Origin of the sequence: Grimontia sp. AD028, assembly GCF_000973155.1 — a bacterium.
GTDB classification, from domain to species: Bacteria; Pseudomonadota; Gammaproteobacteria; order Enterobacterales; family Vibrionaceae; genus Enterovibrio; species Enterovibrio indicus.
The window spans coordinates 42,348-64,661 of sequence record NZ_LASY01000018.1 but is presented as its reverse complement, the minus strand read 5'-3'; the positions used below and the strand labels follow the sequence as shown (position 1 = coordinate 64,661).

The window sequence follows — 22,314 nt, the reverse complement described above, 5'->3', positions numbered from 1 at the left end:
AGCTCGCTAGGTAGTTATAAGCTCTGTTAAGCTGGTAATTTGAAGAGCTTTATCAAAAATCAAGGTTTTTACTTAAACGCTGATTTTTGGCCTAAGTATTCTGTTGGCCAAAAACCCACCAAGCTAGCTCATTCCGCACAACGCCGCTTTAAAACTGAGTGTTTAATTGCTTATAAGCACACTTAGTTACCTTTACACCGCCGTCTCAAAAGTAAAAATGAATATATGCGCACTTATTTTGATTATCAATGCTTTTTGAGTGTTGCTTTCTAGCCAGTAACTGTCTGATTTAAATAATTTTAAAATGTTAAAAACAGTGAAATGCGATGCAGGCAGATATTTCTGTGAGTAACGAGTTCCATTTGAATGAATTGCAGGCAGTATGGAGTCGACATGTAGTGAAACATATGTTTAACATTGCGGGAATATGCGCAACTTTTCTCTGCATCTGGTTTGGGGCCTAACAAGACCGCCTGTTTTGCGCATAGGTTTTGGGTAACGGATTTGCCCCTCTTGTTCATGAAGGAACCGATAATATGAAAAAAACAATCCTCGCCATGGCGATGGCAGCGCCACTGGCACTTTCTGCAGCATCAGCAAACGCCGAAACACTGAAAATTGGCATGTCTCAGTACCCTGAAGGCTTGCACCCAGTTTTAGTGTCTAATTCTGCAGCATCTTACATTTTGTCTACAGCTTGGCGTCACAGTGTCATTTACGGCAAAGATTGGCAGCCATACTGTAACGTGTGTGTTGAAATCCCAACTTTTGAAAATGGACTTGCAGAGCGTTACTCGCGAGAAGACGGTTCTGATGGAATCAAACTGACTGTTTCTATCAAAGATGACCTCTTCTGGGGCGATGGCACACCAGTCACCTCAAAAGACTTGCAGTTGGGTTGGGAAATTGAACGTGACGAGCGTGTAGGTAACCCAGGGCTGCAAGAAGCGCAAACGATGGAAAAGTTTGTTGCGTTGGATGATAAGACCTTTGAAGTATACCTTAACAAGGTTTCATTCAAATACCGCACTGACTACTTCCCTGATCCAATGCCTGCGCATATCGAAGGAGAAATCTATCGCGCAGACCCATCTAGCTATAGCAAGACAACTAAATACGCCACAGAGCCAACCAACCCAGGCTTGTTCTACGGCCCATACGTGCTGAGCAAAGTAAGTGCTGGCAGCTTTATTACTGTTGTACGTAACCCTCACTGGAAAGGTAAATCTCCGGCATTTGATGAAATTATCTTTAAGACGGTAGAAAACACATCAGCTTTAGAAGCGCATCTACTGTCTGGTTCGGTTGACTACATCCCGGGTGAATTGGGTTTGAGCCTCGACCAAGCTCTGCAGCTTGAAAAGCGTCAAGGAGACAAATTTAAGTTCCACTTCGAGCCTGGTCTGCTTTACGAGCATTTGGATACCACCATGGACAACCCGCACCTTGCCAAGAAAGAAGTGCGCCAAGCACTGATGTATGGTGCGAACCGTCAGCAGTTGGTTGATAAACTGTTCATGGGCAAACAACCTATTGCTCACACAAACACTAGCCCACGTGACTTCGGCTACAGCGAAGACGTTAAGCAGTATGAATACAACCCTAATAAAGCAAAAGAGCTTCTGAACCAAGCAGGCTATACACTGAAAAATGGTGTGATGGTTGATGGCGAAGGTAATGAGTTACACCTGGAACTGATGACCACTGCAGGCAATAAAACCCGTGAACTGGTTCAGCAGGTACTGCAATCTCAGTGGAAGCAGATTGGCGTAAAGGTGTCGATCGTGAACCAACCAGCCCGCGTTTACTTTGGTGAAACCCTGACTCAGCGTAAACATAAAGGTCTGGCGATGTTTGCTTGGTACTCCGCCCCGGAGAACCCACCGCGCACTACGCTTCACTCAAACAGTATTCCAACTGAAGCAAACAGCTGGTCAGGTCAGAACTATATTGGCTACAAAAACCCTGAAATGGATGCGTTGCTGGAAAAAGTAGAGGCAGAGTTGGATGATAAGAAGCGCGAATCCATCTTTCGTGACATCCAAAACATCTATGCTGAAGATCTCCCAGCGCTACCACTATACTTCCGCTCTGACAGCTTTGTGATGCCGAAATGGCTGGAAGGTGTCACACCTACAGGCCATATGTTCGCGTCGTCGAACTGGGTTGAAGAGTGGTACAGCACCAAGAAGTAGGAGCTTTTATGGATCAGACGATACTGGATGTTCGTCAACTGCGGGTGGCCTTTAAAGGCTACCCAGCGGTGAACGATATCAGCTTCCACATTAAGAAAGGCGAGATACTTGGTGTCGTCGGTGAATCAGGGTGCGGCAAGAGTCTTGCCGCCCTTACCCTGATGGGCCTGCAACCGAAGGTGATGAAAGCCAGTGGCCAGGTGGTATTTAACGGCGAAAATTTGCTAGCAAACAAAGAAGCAGATTGGCAGCAGGTCCGTGGTGAAGGTATTGCCATGATTTTCCAGGAGCCAATGACTGCATTGAACCCGGTTGTAACCGTCGGTGATCAGATCGCTGAAATGTTCGAATTGCATCGTGGTAGCAACAAAGTTGAAGCGCAAGAGCGCGCTATTGAAATGCTGGAAAAGGTACATATTCCTGATCCGGTTCGACGTGCAAAAGCCTACCCACATGAACTCTCCGGTGGGATGCGACAGCGCGTTATGATTGCCATGGCACTGGCATGTGAGCCGGAACTGATTATTGCCGACGAACCGACAACCGCGCTCGACGTGACGGTTCAGGCTCAGGTTCTTGATTTGCTGGAAGAACTTCGTGATACCACAGGGACGGCGGTTCAATTTATCAGCCATAACTTGGGTGTGGTTTCGCAACTGGCTGAACGGGTTATCGTGATGTACGCCGGTCGTATTGTAGAGCAGGCAACGGCAGAAGAGCTCTTTGCTAACCCTCAACACCCATACACTCAAGGACTTTTGGCAACACTTCCAAGAATTGGCGGCGCACGTGACGTTCTACCTGCCATTCCAGGCGCTGTTCCACCACTTGATCAACGTGGACAGGGTTGTCCTTTTGCAGATCGTTGCGGAAAAGCAACGCCAACCTGTGTAGCAACCATGCCGGAAGAGGTGGAGCTGAACGCGGTGCACACCGTGGCCTGCCACCATATCTAAGGACGGACCTATGACATTATTAAAACTAGACAACGTCTGTCAGCGCTATCCCATTGGCAAGAAAGGCTGGCTTGGGAAACCTGCGCAAGAATTGCGAGCGGTAAACAAAATTTCACTTTCCCTGAATAAAGGGGAGACGCTCGCCATTGTAGGGGAATCAGGGTGCGGCAAATCAACACTCGGCAGAATGGTCGCTCTGCTGGAATCACCGGTTGAAGGTGGCGTTGAAATCGATGGCATCCAAACGGCCGGATTAAAAGGGCAAGCGCTTAAAGACCTTCGCAGAAAACTGGGATTGGTTTTCCAGGACCCGTATTCCGCGCTTAACCCAAGATTGCCTATATCTGAGCTGGTAGGCGAACCACTCGAAGTCTACAACGTGGGCGACAAAGCGTCGCGCAAAGCCAAAGTGATTGAGGCATTGAAAGCCGTTGGCCTGAGCGAAGACGCGCTTGACCGTTACCCACATGAATTTTCAGGTGGTCAGCGTCAACGTATCTGTATCGCCCGTGCTCTGGTGCTCGATCCTAAACTGATCATTGCCGATGAACCTCTGTCTGCGCTTGATGTGTCGGTGCAAAGCCAGGTTTTGAACCTGTTTGCCGAACTTCAGCGCGAACGTAACCTTTCTTTCTTCTTCATCAGCCATGACATGGCGGTGGTTGATTATCTTGCCGACACCATTGTGGTGATGTACCTCGGTCAGGTGGTTGAGCAAGCGCCGCGCGACGCATTCTTCTCGAAACCAGCTCATCCATACAGCCAGGCACTGCTTGCTGCAGTTCCTGAGGTAGGGAAGGGCAAACGTAAACGTGGTCTGGCGCTTCAAGGTGACGTGCCGAGTCCTATCGATCCTCCAAGTGGTTGTACTTTCCATCCTCGTTGCGCAAAAGCAACAGAGAAGTGTAAGACGGAAATTCCGGTTGCTTCTGTCTATGAAGACGACAGCAAGCACATGGTTGCCTGTCACTATCCAGGTGAAGTGATCGAAGTAAAAAAGATGGAATCTGAGGAGGCCACGGTATGACGCAATTTTTGATAAGCCGGGTGCTGCAGAGTCTGTTTGTTCTGCTCCTCGTTTCGTTCGTTTCTTATGCCTTGATTGGTCTGATGCCGGGTGACCCAATCGATTTGATGGCGACATCCGATCCAAACATGACCGCGGAAGACATTGCGCGTCTGAAAGCGCTACAGGGATTAGATAAACCGCTGATCGAACGTTATGGCAACTGGCTGATAGCGGCGTTACAGGGTGACTTCGGTTATTCACGCTTGTACTACAAGCCAGCGGAAGACGTGCTCATTCCTGCAGTTTGGAACACCGTTAAGCTGGTGGGTATCGCCACTCTGCTGTCATTGCTGATTGCGATTCCAGTTGGTGTGATTGCCGCGCTGAAACACCGTTCTTGGGCTGACTATGTGATTAGCTTTGGTGCTTTCGTCGGTTTCTCTACGCCGGCGTTCTGGTTGGCACTGATGCTGATTCTGGTGTTCTCTGTGACGTTGGGTTGGTTACCTGCTGGTGGTACGGGTGAAGCGGAAGGCGGTGGTTTTTGGATTCAAGCCAAGCACCTGATTTTGCCAGTGATTTCGCTGACGGTGCTGAATGTCGCGAGCCATTCCCGTTATGTGCGTGGCACCATGCTGGAAGTGATGCGCCAGGATTATATTCGTACAGCGATTGCCAAAGGCGCATCGAAGACCCGCGTTATCTGGAAGCACGCTTTGCGTAACGCGATGATCCCTTTGGTCACCATCATTGCTTTGGATATCGGCTTCCTGCTTTCAGGTGCACTGATCACGGAAACCGTGTTTGCATGGCCAGGCATGGGTAAATTGATTTTTGACGCCATCATGGGTAACGACTACAACCTAGCATTGCTCGGTTTGATGGTGATTACCTTCACAGCATTGCTTGGCAACCTGTTGGCAGATATTGCCTATGCCAAGCTTGACCCACGTATCAGTCTGACCAAAGGAGCATAAGCATGACACAACAAGTGACTAACGCTGCTCCTGCAGCACCAAAACGTAAGGCATCCTCACCGTGGGTTCTTGTATGGCAACGATTCTGTCAGCACAAAGCGGGACTGGTGAGTGCGGTATTCATCGTTTTGCTGACTATCTTGTGTTTCAGTGCGCCATTACTGGCGGCGTGGTTTGGGCATGACCCGTTTGAAGTGGACTTCTTTGCCCGCTTTGAACCGGCGAGCAGCACGCACTGGTTAGGGGCTGACGAACTGGGCCGTGACGTATTCCTGCGTTTGCTTTACGGTGGTCAGGTCTCGCTGGCAGTTGGTGCAGTCGCTGCGCTGGCGACTGCGATACTTGGCACCTTGATTGGGGTATTTGCGGGTTACTTCGGTGGCAAATTGGACTCAATACTGATGCGTATTGCAGATTTCACTTTGTCACTGCCTACATTGCCACTGATGATTGTTTTGGCAGCGGTAGACCTGAGCAAACTGGGACTGCCTGATAGCTGGGCACAAGGCGAGAATGCAAGCTTCATCCGTATCATTGTGATTGTTGCGCTGTTTGGTTGGCCAACTACTGCACGTCTGGTGCGTTCAGGTACCTTGTCTGTGCGTGAGCGTGACTACGTAAAAGCGGCAATTGGCTATGGCGCTTCACCTTGGCGCATCATTCGTCGTCACGTACTGCCGAATGTGCTTTCGCCGGTCATCATTGCGACTACCATGGCACTGGGTGGCGTAATCCTGCTTGAAAGTGCACTGTCATTCCTTGGCCTGGGTATTCAACCGCCAATGCCATCATGGGGTAACATGCTGCAGAATGCACAGGAAGTGATTTGGCAGTCGCCAGGTCTGGCTATCTATCCGGGTGTTGCCATCTTGATCACCGTTATGGCGTTTAACTTCCTCGGTGATGCACTGCAAGATGCGTTGGATCCGAAATCGGGAAGCTAATTTAGCCCGAAAACCTATTCAAAGCCGGCAATCGCCGGCTTTTTCTTTTTTTTTTAAAAGCACTGATAATCAAATATTAAATTGGCTGACTTTCCTGCACCTCTTTAAGGTGTATAATAAATGCAACTTAAAGAGTTTGGAGAGACATTTCCATGATGATCAACATTGTCGATAAGGCAAAGGAAGAACGTATTCCACCGGTTCTACGATTAGGCTTCAGGCCATTTTTCCTATTGGCTTCCGTCTATGCCGTGTTTACTGTGACCGTCTGGAGTTGGATTTTCTCCACTGGCGTATCGACGTCACTCAGTGTCCCACCTCTCTGGTGGCATGCTCATGAAATGTTGTTTGGATTTGCTATAGCGGTGGTGGCAGGTTTCCTTTTGACTGCTGTTCAGACATGGACAGGTGTGAAGGGAACATCAGGTTGGAAACTTGCAATCATTGTGATCCTCTGGTTATTACCACGGGTTTTATTCTGGACTGACACACCACTGGCGGTGATTGCTCTGATTGATGGTGCATTTTTACTGGCCGTTGGCTGGGAAGTGGGGATGCGGGTGGTGAAAACGAAACGTTGGAGGAATTTGTTTTTCATTCCAATGCTCACCGTTGCACTTATTGCTAATTTCGCCAGCTATGCCACGGTGAAGGGAATGCCGCCATTTTCCTCTAATGCACTGTGGCAGGTGATGATTTGGTGGTTCATGCTGCTTATATCCATCATGGGCGGCAGAGTGATTCCATTCTTCACCGCAAAACGTTTTCAGTTTGAAGCACCAAAAGCCTTACTGTGGCTTGATGTCGCTGCGAATCTCCCGCTGATCTTACTGGCGATTCTGAGCTTCTTTCCCTTGGTGGGTTCGACAGTCACTTTGGCTTTACTGCTGGTAGCGGGCAGTGCACAACTGATTCGTCTCTTTCGCTGGGGTGGTGTTAAGTCAATGAGTGAGCCTCTGGTTTGGTCATTGCACCTGTTTTATCTTGCTTTGCCGTTGGGACTGTTTGCCAAAGCAATGGCAACCAGCAGCCCTTGGGTATCTCATACTTTGATCCACCTACTGGCTATGGGTACTTTAGCCGGCGTTATTCTCGCGATGATTGCCAGAGTGACGATGGGGCACACCGGGCGTGCAATTTATCAAGGCCCGCCGTTTGCTTTTGCATTTCTTTCCCTCGCATTCGCTACCCTTATCCGAGTAATTGGGCCTGCGATTTGGCCTGAGTATTTGAGTACTTGGATAGTGATTGCAGCGGTGGGATGGTCGCTATCATTTGTCGCCTTTGCGGTTATTTTTGGCCCAATGCTGATAAAAGCAAGAACGGACGGCCACCCCGGTTGATTTAACTGTCCAACATAAAAATGCGCTGTCTGGCACGGCAATTTCCCATAACTCACGCATACTTAAATGTCTGAAGTGATAGGAGGTTGCTGTGTGTAGGTGGTTAGCGTATCAAGGAAAGCCGTGTTTTTTGGATGAAATGCTTCATCAGCCAAATCATTCGCTGGTGTCGCAAAGTATGGATGCAAACAAGGCCGTAACGGCGGTCAACGCTGACGGCTTTGGTATCGCGTGGTATGGCGAAAAACCAACGCCAGCGCTTTATCGTGAAGTCTTGCCTGCTTGGTCTGATGCCAACCTAAAATCACTTGCTGAACACACACGATCTCACCGTTTTATGGCGCACGTTCGTGCGTCAACCGGCACAAATACTTCCCGAGAAAACTGTCATCCATTCAATGTCGATAATTGGCTGTTCATGCATAACGGGCAAATCCCTGAATTTGAACAGACACGTTACAGCCTTGAGCGGCATCTGGAAGAGTCATACTATCTGAAGCGAAAAGGCTCCACAGACAGTGAGCTTATCTTCCTTCTTCTGTTGCAGTACAACATGGAGTTGTCACCTAAAGAAGCGCTTAAAAAAGTCATCACTAGGGTGGAAGCTGAAATGCGCGCCAAAGAGGTAGAGGATCCTTTTAAAGCATCGATTTGCGTCAGTAACGGTAAACAATTTTGGGGATTAAGATATGCCACTCATGGTGTACCTCCGACGTTGTTCTACAAGCATCTAGACAGTGGCGTGGTACTGGCGTCAGAGCCATATGATACTGACAGAGAAGGGTGGAAGAGTGTGCCTGCACAGAGCTTCATTGCGCTCGAAGGCGAGCAGGTAGAGATTACGCAATTCGAGATGAGATAGGGCGGAGAACCGCCCTACAATTTTGCTGGGTTATACCGCCATGCTGTATGGCTGATATTGCGCCCAGGCCATTTGGTACATTTTTCGGGATTGTTGGCGGAGTTGAGCGATTTTGGTGACTTCAAACTCCGTCATTTCGCGATGTGCTGCATCCCGCTCAATGCGCTGAATTTGCTCGTAGATACCGTGCTCAGGGCCATTCTTGATTTTAGAGATGGCATTAAGGTGCAGTTGTACTTCTGCCACCAATTGACTTTCTGGCAGTGTCACCAGCACTTTCAGATCGCGATAGCCAGAAGGGCGAGGAGCCTGAAATCGGTTAATCACTTCAAGTGTCTGGGTTTGGGCCGCGAGCTTTTCGTACGCCTGATTCAGAGAATCAATCGAGTCAGATTCAATGGTGATTCGCACGATATCAGTTAGCTTAGACACATCACCATTAAGCTCTTTATCCACTTTTACAGCAGCGCGATCTTGCCCCTTCACGCCAGCACTCAGCACTTTTGCGTTTACAGAATCGGCAATGCCTGTTGCAAGTGTTTCCAACTCTTGTTGTGCGTCAGGGGCGAGCTTATAGAGAGTATCCAAGTCGCTAACGGGTTGATTGACCTGGTTAGCTCTGAATGAAGGAATCGCGAGCAAATCAGACAATGCTTGTTGAGGTTCAATTTGCTCATAAGTAGGGCTAGGGTGTTCAGGGAGGGACTTTATGTCTGGTTGATTGGCATAAGCTGGAACACGAATTACCAGAATCGGTACGATAATCAGCGCCTTAATCATTCTTCCCATTTACTTACCTCTTGGTTTCCTTGGGCATCCACAAATCTATTGTATCCATGGAGTATGAATGTTAGCTGAATGGAAGATTCAGGTTCGCGCTCGAGTTCTCAAAGTGTGTTTGACCAATTTGGTACAGATCAAATAATGCAAAATAAAATCCTTTCTATTTTAAGATATGCCAATTATATGAGCGTATTTGGTGTTTAAGGTGATTTTATAATCTATAAAAGATTGTCAAAAATGATGCAGTGTCGTTAACTTTATGTGATAACTGTGGTCGGTGAACTCTTATCCAGAGTGCCCGATTGAGGAACAATATGGAGGACGTAACATGTACCATCCAGATTACCTTATGCAGCTTTGTCATATCAGCGACCAGGCTGTGAAAGAACTTGTACCCATGTTTGATGATCTGCCAACTACCCCTTATGCAGACGGTCAATATCGGTTAAGACGCTATTCGATTGTGCATTGTCATGACGGTGCGCTTCGACAAATGGAACACCACACTTTTGTGCAGTCGCAGGCTATCAACCAGCATCAAGGCGGTGTTGTCCGTGACTTTGAAGAACTGACGCCAGCGGTACTTCACTCTGAAGGATTGTTTGAACTCTGCCGCTTGTTTAAAGACAACAACGAGCTTGAAGACGAACAGGACATCGAAATCCACCAGATGCGCGTTGTTACACTGAACGACATCACTCCCGTCTCCCCGGAAGGGATTCACCAAGATGGCTTTGACCATATCGCGATTGCCGCAATAGACAGACAAAACGTACAAGGTGGTGAAATTCTGGTTTACAAAGACAGAAGTGAACAGCCGTTCTTCTCGCTGGCAATGAACAATGGTGATGTTGCTCTACTCGATGATCATGCGGTTTGGCATAACGCCAATCCCATCAGACCGCTCAATCCATCAGAGCATGGTCATCTGGATCTCTTTGTTTTGACAGCAAGAGAGCATTAACACCAAAAAGTAAAGCGCTAAAACCATAGACACTGGTGGCCAAATTGGCCGCCAGTCCTTTTTCATACGTTCTTAACTCACTGATTTCATGCATTAATCCGAAACACTTTTCTTTGAATACGTTACACTTACGTCACTCGAGTCAATATATAAAAGATGAATGAAATATCAGTTTCCCTTAATGCTTGCTGCAGCGTCCCTTTGTTTTACTGGGGTATCACACGCGAACAGCGAACCCGAACCCATTGAAAAGTCAGAGACTTTAGAGACACTGCGCTTAAAGCGGAGTGAGAACTGGGGTTTAGCGGCAACAATTCGCTCTGCGGGTATTCCTTATGCAGACAGCGGTAGTGATATCGTCTCCAGCTTTGTACCGATGATGTTCTATGAAGATGAAGCATTCTTTATTGATGGTATTGAAGGAGGCTTGAGGCTATGGGAAGAAGATGAGTGGCGGTTGAATACCATTCTTCGTATGCGTTTTATCGACCTTCCTACAGCAGTACAAAATGACATTGGTGGTGACACCGGGGATTTTGGTTTCCAGTTGAAACGTCAATTGGGTGATGGCTGGTATGCGGATTTAGACCTACTTTCAGATAAAAGTAGCCGTTTTCACGGTATAGCGACCTTGGGTAAAAAACTCGAAGGCGAAAGTTACGATTTGAATGCGACAGTTTCCGCGCGATACAAAGATGCTGACTTTAACAGTTTCTATTACGGTCTTTCTGAATACAGAAATGATGGCGTGAAACTGGGCGCAGGGATGGATTTCAAGGCGGGCGTGAAAGGGCGTTATCACGTCTATTCCAATCTTTATTTGGTTGGCGCAGCCTATGCGACCTACTTCGACGAGAATGTTCGCAATGCGCCGACTGTCAGCAATGACTGGCACGGTGAAGTTTATGCGGGCTTCGGTTTCTTTAATGATAACCGCCGCCACAGCGAGCGTGAAATTTCGACCCGTCCATATTGGCGTTTAGCGCATGGCTGGGCCACCCCCTCTAATATTGGCGATATCCTCGCCGGTGACACTGAAAAAGACCCGTTTAACAACCAACTGACTTCCGTTTTCTATGGTCACCCACTGAGTGACGAGTTGTTTGGTATCCCGATGGACTTGTACTTGACACCGGGTATTGTTTGGCACTGGAACTCAGAGGTTCAGGCTTCTTCAGCAGAAATTGTGATGGCCATTAAAGCCTTTTACACGGTCGATTGGCCAACCAAGTGGCGACTCGGTGTGGCAGAAGGCCTTTCTTACGTGAATAACATCACGTATATCGAACAGACGGAAATGGATGAAAAAGGGTATGAGCCAAGCAACTTGCTCAACTTCATCGATCTGTCTCTTGATGTGAATCTTGGGGATCTGTTTGGGAAGTCAGAATGGAACCGCGCCTGGTTGGGGTATTCGATTCACCACCGCTCAGCAATCTTTGAAAAAGCGAGTCAGTTTGGCCGTATCAAAGGCGGGAGTAACTACAACACGATTTACTTGCAGATCGAGTTCTAGGGGCTTTTGGACAGGAAGTTTCTATAGAGAAGATAAGGCGAGCGCCGGGATATTTGGGAGAGAAAGGATACGATACTTTCAACTTCCCGACGCTCTAATTCGTTGGTGTTATTTTGTGTAAGGTAGGTAGCCGGTGAAGCCGACAATTTTCCAACCCGCAGGTGTTTTCTTCAGATAGTAGAGCGTTTGCCAATTCAGTACTTCAGGCTCTTTGCCGACGACTTGAATCGTGCCATCAAACTGTTTTCTCGCAATCGCCTTGCCATCTTTTACTTCAATCTGTTCCAGCGTTGTCAGCTTGTGAACGGCGTCTTCCAAAGGCTCAGCATATTCAGTATCTAAACTTGCGCGAGCGGCTTCCAGCCAGGAGTCGCGGTAGTTTTCAAAGCGTGAGAAGGCGAGATTCCATTTACCTGGGTCATTGTCGAAACCCGCGTTGACGGCAAAGAATTCGTCCTCGAGGAAATCATTTTCTACCATGGACCAATCCGCTTGGGTGTAAGCGCGGATATCTTTTGCGACTAACATGTCCCAAATTTCAGCGCGGTCTTCGTCATTTCCTAAAAATGGATTTGCTTTAATCACTTAAGGCTCCAGCAGGGCAAATCAAAGGCCACATAAGAACGGATTATTCACCAAATGAAAATGCCGAAAAGGCGATGCTGAGAGAAAGATCCAACAAAAAAAGGGTGTCTACATAGACACCCGAAATGAAAAAGGAAATTTAAGTTAGCAATAGCATGAAGGAAATTGCTCTTTACGAAACAAGCGCCTGAAGACTTTTGGCTGCTTGCTCCATGGATGCCTGTGCAGGTTCTTCACCCATTGCCAGCGCTTCGGCATAAACAAATTGCACTTCGGTGATACCAACAAAACCCAGTACGGTTGTCATATAACCGGTGATGTGCTCGGTCGGCATGTCTTTATGCATACCGCCGCGAGTCGTGACGACAATGGCTTTCTTTCCGGTAAGCAGGCCTTTTGGACCATTCTCGGTGTAAGAAAAAGTGACGCCAGCGCGGGCGATAAAATCAATCCAGTTTTTCAACTGAGTTGGAATGTTGAAGTTGTACATGGGTGCCGCGATAACCAGCGTGTCACTTGCCTTAATTTCTTCAATCAGTTGGTCTGATTGAGCCAGCGCTTCCTGTTGGCGTTTGGTTGGGTTTTCTGCGCCACGCAACCCCATCATCAGTTCGCCGTCCAATACTGGAATGGGGTGAGCTGCCAGGTCACGTTCAATCACGAAAGTGTCTTCACCAAATTGTGAAACCAACTGGTCAATCAATTTGGTTGAAGAAGAGTATTCGCCGAGAATGCTTGATTTTAAAACCAGTACGCTAGCCATAATTTGCTCCGTTTAAGTATTTTGGTCACGTGTCTTGTGTTGTTAGAACAAACTATAGATGGTTGTTTATTCGCAAAATAGCGGAAAAATTCGTATCGGTTGTTCGAATTAATTGAATAAGATGAGGGAAGGTATCTCAGATAGCAAAAAGGCTTCCATCAGGAAGCCTTTTCTTTCATAGGATTCAGTACATTAACCGCACTTAGAGTCGCCACAGTTCAAGCATGTCTGACAACCGTCTTTCACGATAACGGCTTTGTTGTGGCACTTGTAGCATAGGGTAGCGCTCGGTGGAAAGCCCGTGTTTACCGGCTCTTCCTCTTTCACTTCTGCTTTTGCAGCGTTCTCAGCACGTTTGGCTTCCAGAAATGCCTTCTGGTGTTCGTCCATCTCTGGGTTTTTCAGCATGCCGATTTCCATCAGGTGCTGTTCAATCACATTGCCGATTTCGGCAATCAGAGAAGGTACATATTTACCTTTGTTCCAGTAACCGCCTTTAGGGTCGAATACGGAACGCAGTTCTTCCACCAGGAAAGTGACGTCGCCACCTTTGCGGAATACCGCAGAAATGATGCGAGTCAGCGCCACGATCCACTGGTAGTGCTCAAGGCTCTTGCTGTTAATGAAGATTTCAAAAGGACGACGCACTTCGTGGTCAGTACCTTCGTTCAACACAACATCGTTGATGGTAATAAACAGAGAATGCTCAGAAACGTGCTCTGGCGTCTTCAGTTTATACGTCGAACCCAGCAGTTTTTCTGGGCGTGGCATTTCTTCATGCATGGTTTCAAATGTTGGTACTTCAACAACAGGAGCAACAGGCGCTTCCTGAACGGCGTCTTTGCTTTTTACTTTGTACGCAACAATTTTGCTTTCGATTTTACGTGTCATAACGAATTACTTCTTTCTCACAAAGGGCAGCGAAATCGCCACCCCTTTATTTGTCTGTCTGCGGTTAGAACTTACCGTAGTAGCCTTCTTTCAGGGCGTCGTAGAGGTTAGCTGCGGTGTGTTCTTCACCGTCATACTCGATCTTCTCGTTGCCTTTGGCTTCAAAGGTGGTGCCATCTTCCAGCGTGAATACGTAAGTGGTGTTTTCCAGATCTTCTTCTTTCACCAGAACACCCTGGAACACTTCTGGGTTGAAGCGGAAGGTGGTACAACCTTTCAGACCCTTGTCATACGCATCCATGTAAATGTCTTTAAAGCTTTCAAACGGGAAGTCAGTCGGTACGTTTGCTGTCTTCGAGATTGACGAGTCAATCCAGCGCTGTGCAGCAGCCTGAACTTCAACGTGCTGGCTTGGTGTAATGTCATCGGCAGTGATGAAGTACTCAGGCAGTTGCTCGTCTTCTTTCGTGCTGTATGGCATTGCTTTCTGGTTGATCAGTTCGCGGTATGCCAACAGCTCAAAGCTGAACACATCGACGCTTTCTTTTGATTTCTTACCTGGCTTGATCACGTTACGGGTGTAGTGGTGAGCAAAGCTTGGTTCGATACCATTACTTGCGTTGTTTGCCAGTGACAGAGAGATGGTACCCGTTGGTGCGATAGAGCTGTGGTGGGTGAAACGACCACCGTTAGCCGCCAGTTTCTCAATCAGGTCTGGACGCACTTCGCCAATTTGCTGCATATAACGGCTGTATTTCGCGTGCAGGATTTTACCTTTCACTTTGTCGCCCACTTTGATGCCGTCTTTCGCCATTTCAGGGCGCAGACGCATCATTTTAGGGGTAACGTCGAATTCTTTGTCCATCACTGGTGCTGCGCCTTTCTCTGCAGCAAGCTCGATCGCTTGTTCCCAACCGGTGATCGCCATTTCCTGAGAAACTTGCTCAGTGAAAGCGATAGATGCTGCACTGCCGTATTTGTGGCGAAGCATCGTCAGGGTAGAACCCAGGCCTAGGAAGCCCATACCGTGGCGGCGTTTGGTTTCGATTTCTTCACGTTGTTTTTCAAGCGGCAGTTGGTTTATCTCAACCACGTTGTCTAGCATACGGGTGAAGATAGCCACAACCTTACGGTACATGTCCCAGTCGAAGTAGGCATTTTCGGTGAACGGGTCACGAACGAACTTGGTCAGGTTTACTGAACCTAGCAGACACGCGCCGTAAGGAGGCAGCGGCTGTTCGCCACATGGGTTGGTTGCACGAATGTCTTCGCAGAACCAGTTGTTGTTCATTTGGTTAACTTTGTCGATCAGGATAAAGCCTGGCTCTGCGTAATCGTAAGTCGACGACATGATCACGTTCCACAGGTTACGCGCAGGCATGGTGCGGTAGATTTTGCACGCTACGCGGCCTTTATCATCTTCAACCAGACCATCTTTGCTCGGCCAGTCTGCCCATACGATGCTTTCATCGTTCTGCAGATCGGTGCCGTCTTGACGCGCTTCTTTCGCGGTCACAGGGAAGATCAGTTGCCATTCGCCATCGTTCTTAACGGCTTCGATAAACTCTTCAGTGATCAACAGAGACAGGTTGAACTGACGCAGACGGCCATCTTCACGCTTCGCACGGATGAACTCCATCACGTCTGGATGGCGGATATCCATGGTGCCCATTTGCGCACCGCGACGACCACCTGCTGAAGAAACGGTGAAGCACATTTTGTCGTAGATATCCATGAACGACAGTGGGCCAGAGGTGTATGCACCTGCGCCTGAGACAAACGCACCGCGTGGACGCAGGGTAGAGAAGTCATAGCCGATACCACAGCCCGCTTTCAGGGTCAGGCCAGCTTCGTGCACTTTACCCAGGATGTCGTCCATTGAGTCTTCAATGGTGCCACTTACAGTACAGTTGATGGTTGAGGTCGCAGGTTTGTGCTCGAAAGCGCCGGCGTTAGACGTAATACGGCCTGCTGGGATAGCACCGTGACGAAGTGCCCACAGAAATTCGTTGTACCATTTTTCGCGTACTGATTTTTCTTCGAGATCGGCAAGTGCGCGAGCAACACGCTTGAAAGTGTCATCCAGTGTCGCGTCGATTGCGTCACCGTGTTTGCTTTTCAGGCGGTATTTGCTGTCCCAAATTTCCATCGACGTATCTTGGTAAGGAATAGCGAGTACGCCAGTGGATTCGATATCAGAAGCTGACTTGGTTTTAGCCATTATGAATTGCACCTCGAAAGTAATGCCGTCTTGTTGAGCGAAGCTTGGCCAGAAACACTATATTGTGCCCCTGATCGACAAGGGCGCAGATCAAACCACTATATCCTGTGATCTTCAAGTCTTGACAAACACTCTTTTCGGCAGAAATTTCACTTCTCCTTACAGGATAGTGTGTTGTGCATCTAAAGCCTCTCAATGTGAGAGGTGTTGTGCTTGCAAAGGCGCATTTTTGCTCGAAGTGATCAAATCAGAAACACTCAGTTGGAAAGGTGAAAAAAACCGTTGCGTTGAGCGTGAGCCTCTCTATAATTCCGTCCCGTAGCCAGAGACACTCTCTGATACTTAAAGGCGCGTTGGCAGAGTGGCTATGCAGCGGATTGCAAATCCGTGGACCTCGGTTCGACTCCGGGACGCGCCTCCATTTTCTCTCCCTTCGACTTTCCGTGTTCCCACTTCCTGCTTTTCCAAAAACGCTACTTTCTGATCGCTGTGACTTTACCGCGCGTAACTCTCTTAAATCACAACAAGAGGGAAGACCGATGTCGAATGCAGAAGCCATCATTGTTAGCTGCGGAGATACCAGCAAATACCTCATTGGTACCAGCGCAGGTCGCGGCACTGTAACTTATCAGCGGAGCAAGGACGGGGATTTGATGTTCTTCGAATGCCTAAATACAGCAAAAGAAGCGCTGACACAGCAGGGTTTTACATCAGCGACATTGGTGATGGACAATCCCTACGACGAAATGATTGGTGAAGAAGCCAGTGAAACCAGTAGTCACGTGATTTCGCTTTAGGTCTGGTTAAACTTCAGCATCGCCCCACATCACACAATCTTTGAAAGTGATGGTTACAAATTGTTAGTAGCCATCACCTTGTCACATTTCTTTTCTAGCGTATGCGCCAATCTTGATGTGCGTCTACTATCTGTAATTATCAGTAAAGATTGTTGCCCAGACGTTGCATTTGTAAATACAATGTTCGGCTTGCGCGGAAAATGGTGGTCGCCACGCGCAATTTCAAATCAGCCTTGAGGGTTGTTTCTGTATCCTAGATTTGAGGACTGGCGTTAATGAACCTGTTTATGTTGGATGTCGATGGGACGTTGATCGACAGCTACGACTTCGATTCCGATTGTTTTCGCTCTGCTGTAGAGGAAGTGGTAGGAATTGAGCTAACCGATGATTGGGGCGCGTTTACCAACGTGACCGACGTCGGCATTTTGGAAGAACTGATTGAACAACAGGGTATGCGTCAAGACAGAATGCGCATCCTTCGCGAAGTGAAAGCGCTGTTCCTGCAAAAACTGAGAGAATATATTTCTTCAAACAAAAATGACCTTGTTGCCACACCAGGCGCGATCGAGTTTGTGAATGACATGAAGTCACACCCAAATGTGGTATTGGCTATCGCAACGGGTGGTTGGCAAGAATCTGCCAAGATGAAGCTGAGGGCGGCGGGTTTTGATATCACCGGCGTGAGCTTTGCGTCTTGTTCCGATGCAATGACACGGAGTGAAATTATGGCGCTGGCCGCTTTCCGTGCTAAGCAAGACACGGGTGCCGTATTCTCTCGCCGCGTTTACTTCGGTGATGGGGAATGGGACAAAATGGCAACCAGCACTCTGGGCTATGAATTTGTCGCCGTAGGCACGAAAGTTCAACATCACACCCGAATTCCGAACTTCGTTCATTATGATGCGATCTTCGGCAAATTGGGTCTTAGTGATATGCTAAATGCCAAAACCGCGTAGGAATCAGGAAAAACAAAAACAGCGCCAATTGGCGCTGTTTTTCGTTCTATCGAATCACTAATCAGGCATTAGCGGCTTTGGAATCAGACGATGAGCTAACCACATTTTTTAACGCTTCAAAGTAGGTTTTAGTTTCTTCCGCAACAACATGGCGGAGCAGGATCAAGCCAATCAGATTTGGTACCGCCATCAGCCCATTCACGATGTCGGCAATCAGCCAAATCATATCCAGCTTGATAAACGCACCAGACAAAATCAGCGCTACGAAAACAATCTTATACGTCAGCACCGCACGTTGACCAAACAAGTACACCACACAGCGTTCGCCGTAATAGTTCCAACCAAGAATCGTGGTGAAGGCAAAGAACATCAGGCCAATAGCAACAATCATAGGACCAAAACCTTCGTTCAGGCCAAGTGAGAACGCCTCTGTGGTCATGCGTGCGCCTTCAATATCCATCGACCAAACACCGGTTAGCACCAGTGCCAAACCTGTCATTGAACAGATGACGATGGTATCCAGAAAGGTGCCGACCATAGAGATCAAACCCTGACGGACACAAGAGTTGGTTTGTGCAGAAGCGGCTGCCATTGGCGCACTTCCCAAGCCTGATTCGTTTGAAAACACACCACGGGCGACACCTGCCTGAATGGCAATCATGATAGAGGCACCTACGAAACCACCTGTCGCAGCCTGACCGGTAACCGCAGACTCCACAATTAAGCTAATCGCAGAAGGAATAGCACCTGCATTGTTCACCAGAATGCCGACACAAGCGGTGACGTAAACCACTGTCATTGTCGGAATGATCTTGCTCGCGAGGCCTGCAATGGATTTGATACCACCAATAGTCACCGCGGCAACCAGCACGGTCAGCACAATCGCGGTGATTTCATGTGGAATATTGAACGCGATATGGCTGGCATCCACGATCGCATTCACCTGCGGGAAAGTGCCAATACCAAAGCAAGCAACGCCAATGGTAAAGAAAGCAAACAGGCGCGCGAGCCATTTTTTGCCCGCACCTTTCTCCAGGTAAAGCATGGGTCCACCCAACATGTTGCCTTGGGTATCTTTTTCACGGTATTTCACCGCAAGTAGACACTCAGCATATTTGGTTGCCATGCCGAAAAGTGCAGCCATCCACATCCAGAACAATGCACCCGGGCCACCCAGTTTCAAGGCGGTAGCAACACCAACAATATTACCGGTTCCAATCGTGGCAGAAAGGGCAGTACAAAGCGCAGCGAAGCTTGAAACATCACCTTTACCAGTGACGCCTTCTTCTTTTTTGAACACGTAAGATAGCGCTAAAGGCAATTTAGAAAACTGGATCGCGCCAAGACGGAAAGTGAAATAGATACCTGTGCCAACAAGTAGCAGCAGAAGTGGTGGACCCCAGACGAGGTTATCGATGATTTGCAAAAAGTCGTAAAGCGAATGGTTCATTTATCCCCCTTTAGATTAAAAGGAGGAGAGTAGCCGCAGAAAAATAGCAAAAAGAACGCAGATTAATGCGGTTATCTCCTCTGTCCTTTTGCCTGAGAGTTTCACTCGAATCCATCAATTAAGTTGGGCGAGCTTGCTCCTTCGGCGGGTAAGTCTGGCTTACCTCTCTCCAGAGTTCCCTCCCGCTACTGTCCTTACTCAAACACCAAAGTCAGTGTTAATGAGTGCCTGAAAGATTTACTTCTTCGGCGGATGGCCAATGCCATCTCTCTCCAGCAGCGTTCACCGGGTCTTCAAATTTTCGTTAGCATCATAGATCACAAAAATATGAATGCAATTGAAAATGGGCTGTTTGGTAAAGAATTGGCCAGAATCGCCTAAAAAGATAAATGTGTGTTAATGAAACGTTTCTTTGGCTGGGTGAAAAAAGGAGATGTCGAACAAACCTTGAACAATTGTCCGGTCGGGGATGTGAGCATTGGTCTATCTTAATTTTGAGACAGAATCTGGCTCAAGAAAGTCCCTGAGAGGCCGATATAACTTCATCTGAACTGTAATTAAATCTGTCAATGACCACGTTTAACGAAATCCTTGGTACCAAATCGGGTGATACTGAATCTACTGTGAAACAGCGCTACAAGTTGCTGTCTGTTCGCGTGCACCCAGATAAAGGTGGTTCCAAGGCGTTGATGCACCTCGTTCGCCATTCCTACGACAACATTGTCAAAGGCAAAGGGGAGCATCCTCTTGCGATTCCAGCGGCCTCTTTTGCAACCGGCGGTAATACCGCGGCGTTAGAGCGAGAGCTGTCAGCGGTTAAAAAAGAACGAGACGAGTTGTCTGCGTTGAACCAGTTACTCAAGGTGCAGCTTAATCAAGCGCGAAAAGGAAGCAGCAATACATCGAACAGTACTGATTACTCCCGCAAGATCGCTCAACTTGAAGGGGAAATGGTGCTGCTCAAAGAAGAGCGAAATCGCCTTCAAAGCCAGAAAGATGCAGCCATTGTAGAGCAGGGCAAGCTGGCTGGTGAGCTTCGTCGCGCCTTGTCAGAAAACGAAATGCTGGAAACTGAACTTGAGCGTAATGCCGGCGTGAAAATGCCGGGAGCTGTTCAATGGGCACAAAAGTTTTGGTTGCCTGCGATGGCGATGTCTTCACTGGTCGCAGTGTTGTTTCTCGGGGCAACAATGGTGAACTGGTCGGCAATGACCGCGTGGTTTGATAGTGAAGAGCCAGAAGTGATTCCACCCAAGGTCACAGTCGTGCATGCCAAATCAAAGAGCCCTATTGCGGCTGATAATGAGCCTGCCACAGAAGAAACCACACCCGTGATGTCAGAGGCGTTGCGCAAGCCATTTCTTCAACTGACAAATAAGACTGGGGTTTGGTCGCTGGCGTCATACACCGAGACAGAACGGCCGTATATTGCTATTCGCAGTGACAACGGCTCTTACATAGTGAATGACTGTAGCGGTGAGTTCAGGCTTTACCTCAATGAGCCATTTAAACCGTTGCGAGTGGCAGCGAACCTGATCTATTTGCACCAAAATCAGCATTTCCACGTATATAAGATTCCATATGGACAAGGGTCATCAGCGGAGAGCTGGCTGCAAAGCAGAAAGCTTCAGATAAACGACGAGCTCTTTACCAGTGAGGCATTCCGGGACAGTCGCAGCGCCTTGTTGGAAAAATGTCGCTCTTAATTACGCAGAGTTTGACTTTTAGCTATAACCTTATGAATAACTAGAGGAAATAATTAATCGATATGGCCGAGGACAACTTTCTCATAAATGTGTACAAACCAGAGCGGCAGGATTTTCCCTCTGGTGTGTTAGCCCGTCAGCGCCTTGTTGTCAGCGACAATGTGGGCATACAAGACATGGTGACGGGTATTGGGATTCCTGCATGGGCTGATGGGCACGAGCCGGCAAAAAACGACGCGCACGTGGTTTCAACCCTGATGCACTCAGGTTGTCGATTGATTGGCAAAGCGCAAGTTGATGATTTTGGCACCAGTATTAGCGGTCTTAACCCTTTCCTTGCAAACCTTAAAAATCCCGTCTCTCCGGAAGCCCGATTAGGTGGTTCATCATCAGGCGCTGCTATCGCTGTAGCCAAAGGTAAAGCGACGATTGGTATCGGTAATGACTGTTGTGGCGGAGTGTTGATTCCGGCTTCCTATTGTGGCTTGTATGGCTATCGTCCGTCGCAAGGTATGGTTGACCTTCGTGGGATCACTCCGTTTTCACCGTCATTCGATGCAGTGGGTTTTATGACAAGGCATCTTCCCACGCTGGAACAGGTTGCCGAGAAGTGTTGGACGAAACCGCCTAGGGCGGGCCGGCTCAAGAACATTGTTAACGCGTCTTCTTTATTCCATGAGCTACTTTCTATCGAAGCGCTGCTAGAGTGGGAAGAAAAGTTATCCAAATCGAAAATCTTCCGAAATGACATGCCAAATCTCAGCAAGTTAACGCTGACACAGGCACACAATATCCACTCTGTGATTCTGGGCAGGGAAGTGGATTTGCAGTATGGCCAGTGGCTGGATGTGCATAAACCTAAGTTCTCGGAAGAGACGGAAGAACACTTAAAGCAAATTCGCGGTAAAAGCTTTAAAGACTTCGTCGAGACCAAGAAAAAGCGTGAATTTTTCAGTGACAGTCTGCAGGGTTTCTTTGGCTCGGGAGAGGTACTGATGATTCCTACATCTCCTGGTCAGGCACCCACTGAAATGTTTATGGACGAAACATTCCTTATTAACCAACGCCGCTTATATGCTATTGCTGAAGTGGCTGGTTTGGCCCAGCTGACGTTGCCTCTTTTGATGGTGGATGGTACGCCGATGGGTGTGTCTCTTCTTGCTCATCCTGGCGAAGATAGACTGGTGTTTGAAGCTGCCGCTCGTTGGTATCAATAAACGACTTCCTGCGTTTAAACCTCTTTGATTTCTGCCACATTTTTTCTGTGACACTTTCGTTTTGGATTGAGTTGTCAACAGCCAGTCTCATTTTGTCTCACTGTTTTGACCGACATGTAACACGGTGATGTGCAAATGGTTTATTCGTCATCTAACGAACTATTTTTACCGAACTCCGA

19 protein-coding genes, 1 tRNA gene and 1 riboswitch are annotated in these 22,314 nt (G+C 48.0%); of the genes, 14 read left to right on the top strand and 6 right to left on the bottom strand.

All coding sequences use genetic code 11. The annotated features are described in order from the left end of the window. Window positions 1–536: 536 nt before the first annotated feature. From RN22_RS04760 to RN22_RS04730, 7 genes are all read left to right on the top strand, one after another. Window positions 537–2,195: a peptide ABC transporter substrate-binding protein gene (locus tag RN22_RS04760; protein ID WP_046303314.1), complete on the top strand. Its 1,659-nt coding sequence runs from the start codon at window positions 537–539 to the stop codon at window positions 2,193–2,195. A gap of 8 nt (window positions 2,196–2,203) precedes the next feature. Then, window positions 2,204–3,151, top strand: a complete 948-nt coding sequence (locus tag RN22_RS04755; protein ID WP_046303313.1) for an ABC transporter ATP-binding protein — start codon at window positions 2,204–2,206, stop codon at window positions 3,149–3,151. A 10-nt stretch (window positions 3,152–3,161) separates the two neighbouring features. Further along, window positions 3,162–4,178, top strand: coding sequence for an ABC transporter ATP-binding protein (locus RN22_RS04750; RefSeq protein ID WP_046303312.1), 1,017 nt, complete (start codon window positions 3,162–3,164; stop codon window positions 4,176–4,178). Continuing rightward, window positions 4,175–5,137: an ABC transporter permease gene (locus RN22_RS04745; RefSeq protein ID WP_046303311.1), complete on the top strand. Its 963-nt coding sequence runs from the start codon at window positions 4,175–4,177 to the stop codon at window positions 5,135–5,137. Before RN22_RS04750 ends, RN22_RS04745 begins: the two co-directional genes overlap by 4 nt. Window positions 5,138–5,139: 2 nt before the next feature. Then, window positions 5,140–6,081, top strand: a complete 942-nt coding sequence (locus RN22_RS04740) for an ABC transporter permease (protein ID WP_046303310.1) — start codon at window positions 5,140–5,142, stop codon at window positions 6,079–6,081. A 155-nt stretch (window positions 6,082–6,236) separates the two neighbouring features. Continuing rightward, window positions 6,237–7,424, top strand: a complete 1,188-nt coding sequence (locus RN22_RS04735; protein WP_046303330.1) for an NnrS family protein — start codon at window positions 6,237–6,239, stop codon at window positions 7,422–7,424. Between the two features lie 91 nt (window positions 7,425–7,515). Next, window positions 7,516–8,286: a class II glutamine amidotransferase gene (locus RN22_RS04730; RefSeq protein WP_046303309.1), complete on the top strand. Its 771-nt coding sequence runs from the start codon at window positions 7,516–7,518 to the stop codon at window positions 8,284–8,286. Window positions 8,287–8,316: 30 nt separating this feature from the next. Here the strand turns inward: RN22_RS04730 and RN22_RS04725 are convergent, their stop codons facing one another. After that, a complete protein-coding gene (locus RN22_RS04725; RefSeq protein ID WP_046303308.1) occupies window positions 8,317–9,075 on the bottom strand; it encodes a hypothetical protein in 759 nt (252 codons plus the stop codon). A gap of 322 nt (window positions 9,076–9,397) precedes the next feature. Here RN22_RS04725 and RN22_RS04720 point away from each other — a divergent pair, with 322 nt between their 5' ends. Beyond that, a complete protein-coding gene (locus RN22_RS04720) occupies window positions 9,398–10,033 on the top strand; it encodes a 2OG-Fe dioxygenase family protein (protein WP_046303307.1) in 636 nt (211 codons plus the stop codon). 160 nt (window positions 10,034–10,193) lie between these two features. Further along, window positions 10,194–11,549 carry a MipA/OmpV family protein gene (locus RN22_RS04715; RefSeq protein WP_052737493.1) on the top strand — a complete coding sequence of 452 codons (1,356 nt, stop codon included), beginning with the start codon at window positions 10,194–10,196 and terminating at the stop codon, window positions 11,547–11,549. A gap of 108 nt (window positions 11,550–11,657) precedes the next feature. On the opposite strand, the gene RN22_RS04710 is transcribed toward RN22_RS04715, so the two are convergent. The 4 genes from RN22_RS04710 to RN22_RS04695 all read right to left on the bottom strand — a co-directional run bounded on the left by RN22_RS04710 (window position 11,658) and on the right by RN22_RS04695 (window position 16,009). Continuing rightward, the gene (locus RN22_RS04710) at window positions 11,658–12,134 is read right to left on the bottom strand and encodes a hypothetical protein (RefSeq protein WP_046303305.1); all 477 of its coding nucleotides are present in this window, start codon (window positions 12,132–12,134) and stop codon (window positions 11,658–11,660) included. Window positions 12,135–12,306: 172 nt separating this feature from the next. Beyond that, window positions 12,307–12,897, bottom strand: coding sequence for an FMN-dependent NADH-azoreductase (locus RN22_RS04705; RefSeq protein ID WP_046303304.1), 591 nt, complete (start codon window positions 12,895–12,897; stop codon window positions 12,307–12,309). A gap of 192 nt (window positions 12,898–13,089) precedes the next feature. Next, on the bottom strand, window positions 13,090–13,788 hold the full coding sequence (locus RN22_RS04700; RefSeq protein WP_002540572.1) for a hypothetical protein: 699 nt from the start codon (window positions 13,786–13,788) through the stop codon (window positions 13,090–13,092). A 64-nt stretch (window positions 13,789–13,852) separates the two neighbouring features. After that, window positions 13,853–16,009 (bottom strand): adenosylcobalamin-dependent ribonucleoside-diphosphate reductase, encoded by a 2,157-nt coding sequence (locus RN22_RS04695; protein WP_046303303.1) that lies wholly within the window; start codon window positions 16,007–16,009, stop codon window positions 13,853–13,855. Window positions 16,010–16,356: 347 nt separating this feature from the next. Here RN22_RS04695 and RN22_RS04690 point away from each other — a divergent pair. The 3 genes from RN22_RS04690 to RN22_RS04680 all read left to right on the top strand — a co-directional run bounded on the left by RN22_RS04690 (window position 16,357) and on the right by RN22_RS04680 (window position 17,762). Then, window positions 16,357–16,430 (top strand) — tRNA-Cys (locus tag RN22_RS04690). A gap of 118 nt (window positions 16,431–16,548) precedes the next feature. Further along, window positions 16,549–16,806: a DUF6482 family protein gene (locus RN22_RS04685; RefSeq protein WP_002540574.1), complete on the top strand. Its 258-nt coding sequence runs from the start codon at window positions 16,549–16,551 to the stop codon at window positions 16,804–16,806. A gap of 275 nt (window positions 16,807–17,081) precedes the next feature. Beyond that, window positions 17,082–17,762, top strand: coding sequence for an HAD family hydrolase (locus RN22_RS04680; RefSeq protein ID WP_046303302.1), 681 nt, complete (start codon window positions 17,082–17,084; stop codon window positions 17,760–17,762). A gap of 61 nt (window positions 17,763–17,823) precedes the next feature. Here the strand turns inward: RN22_RS04680 and RN22_RS04675 are convergent, their stop codons facing one another. After that, window positions 17,824–19,212: a sodium:alanine symporter family protein gene (locus RN22_RS04675; RefSeq protein WP_046303301.1), complete on the bottom strand. Its 1,389-nt coding sequence runs from the start codon at window positions 19,210–19,212 to the stop codon at window positions 17,824–17,826. 70 nt (window positions 19,213–19,282) lie between these two features. Beyond that, window positions 19,283–19,395: riboswitch (glycine riboswitch) on the bottom strand. Window positions 19,396–19,781: 386 nt separating this feature from the next. Here RN22_RS04675 and RN22_RS04670 point away from each other — a divergent pair. Next, window positions 19,782–20,918, top strand: a complete 1,137-nt coding sequence (locus tag RN22_RS04670) for a hypothetical protein (protein ID WP_046303300.1) — start codon at window positions 19,782–19,784, stop codon at window positions 20,916–20,918. 62 nt (window positions 20,919–20,980) lie between these two features. Further along, window positions 20,981–22,135: an amidase family protein gene (locus RN22_RS04665; protein WP_046303299.1), complete on the top strand. Its 1,155-nt coding sequence runs from the start codon at window positions 20,981–20,983 to the stop codon at window positions 22,133–22,135. The last annotated feature ends 179 nt before the right edge of the window (window positions 22,136–22,314 follow it).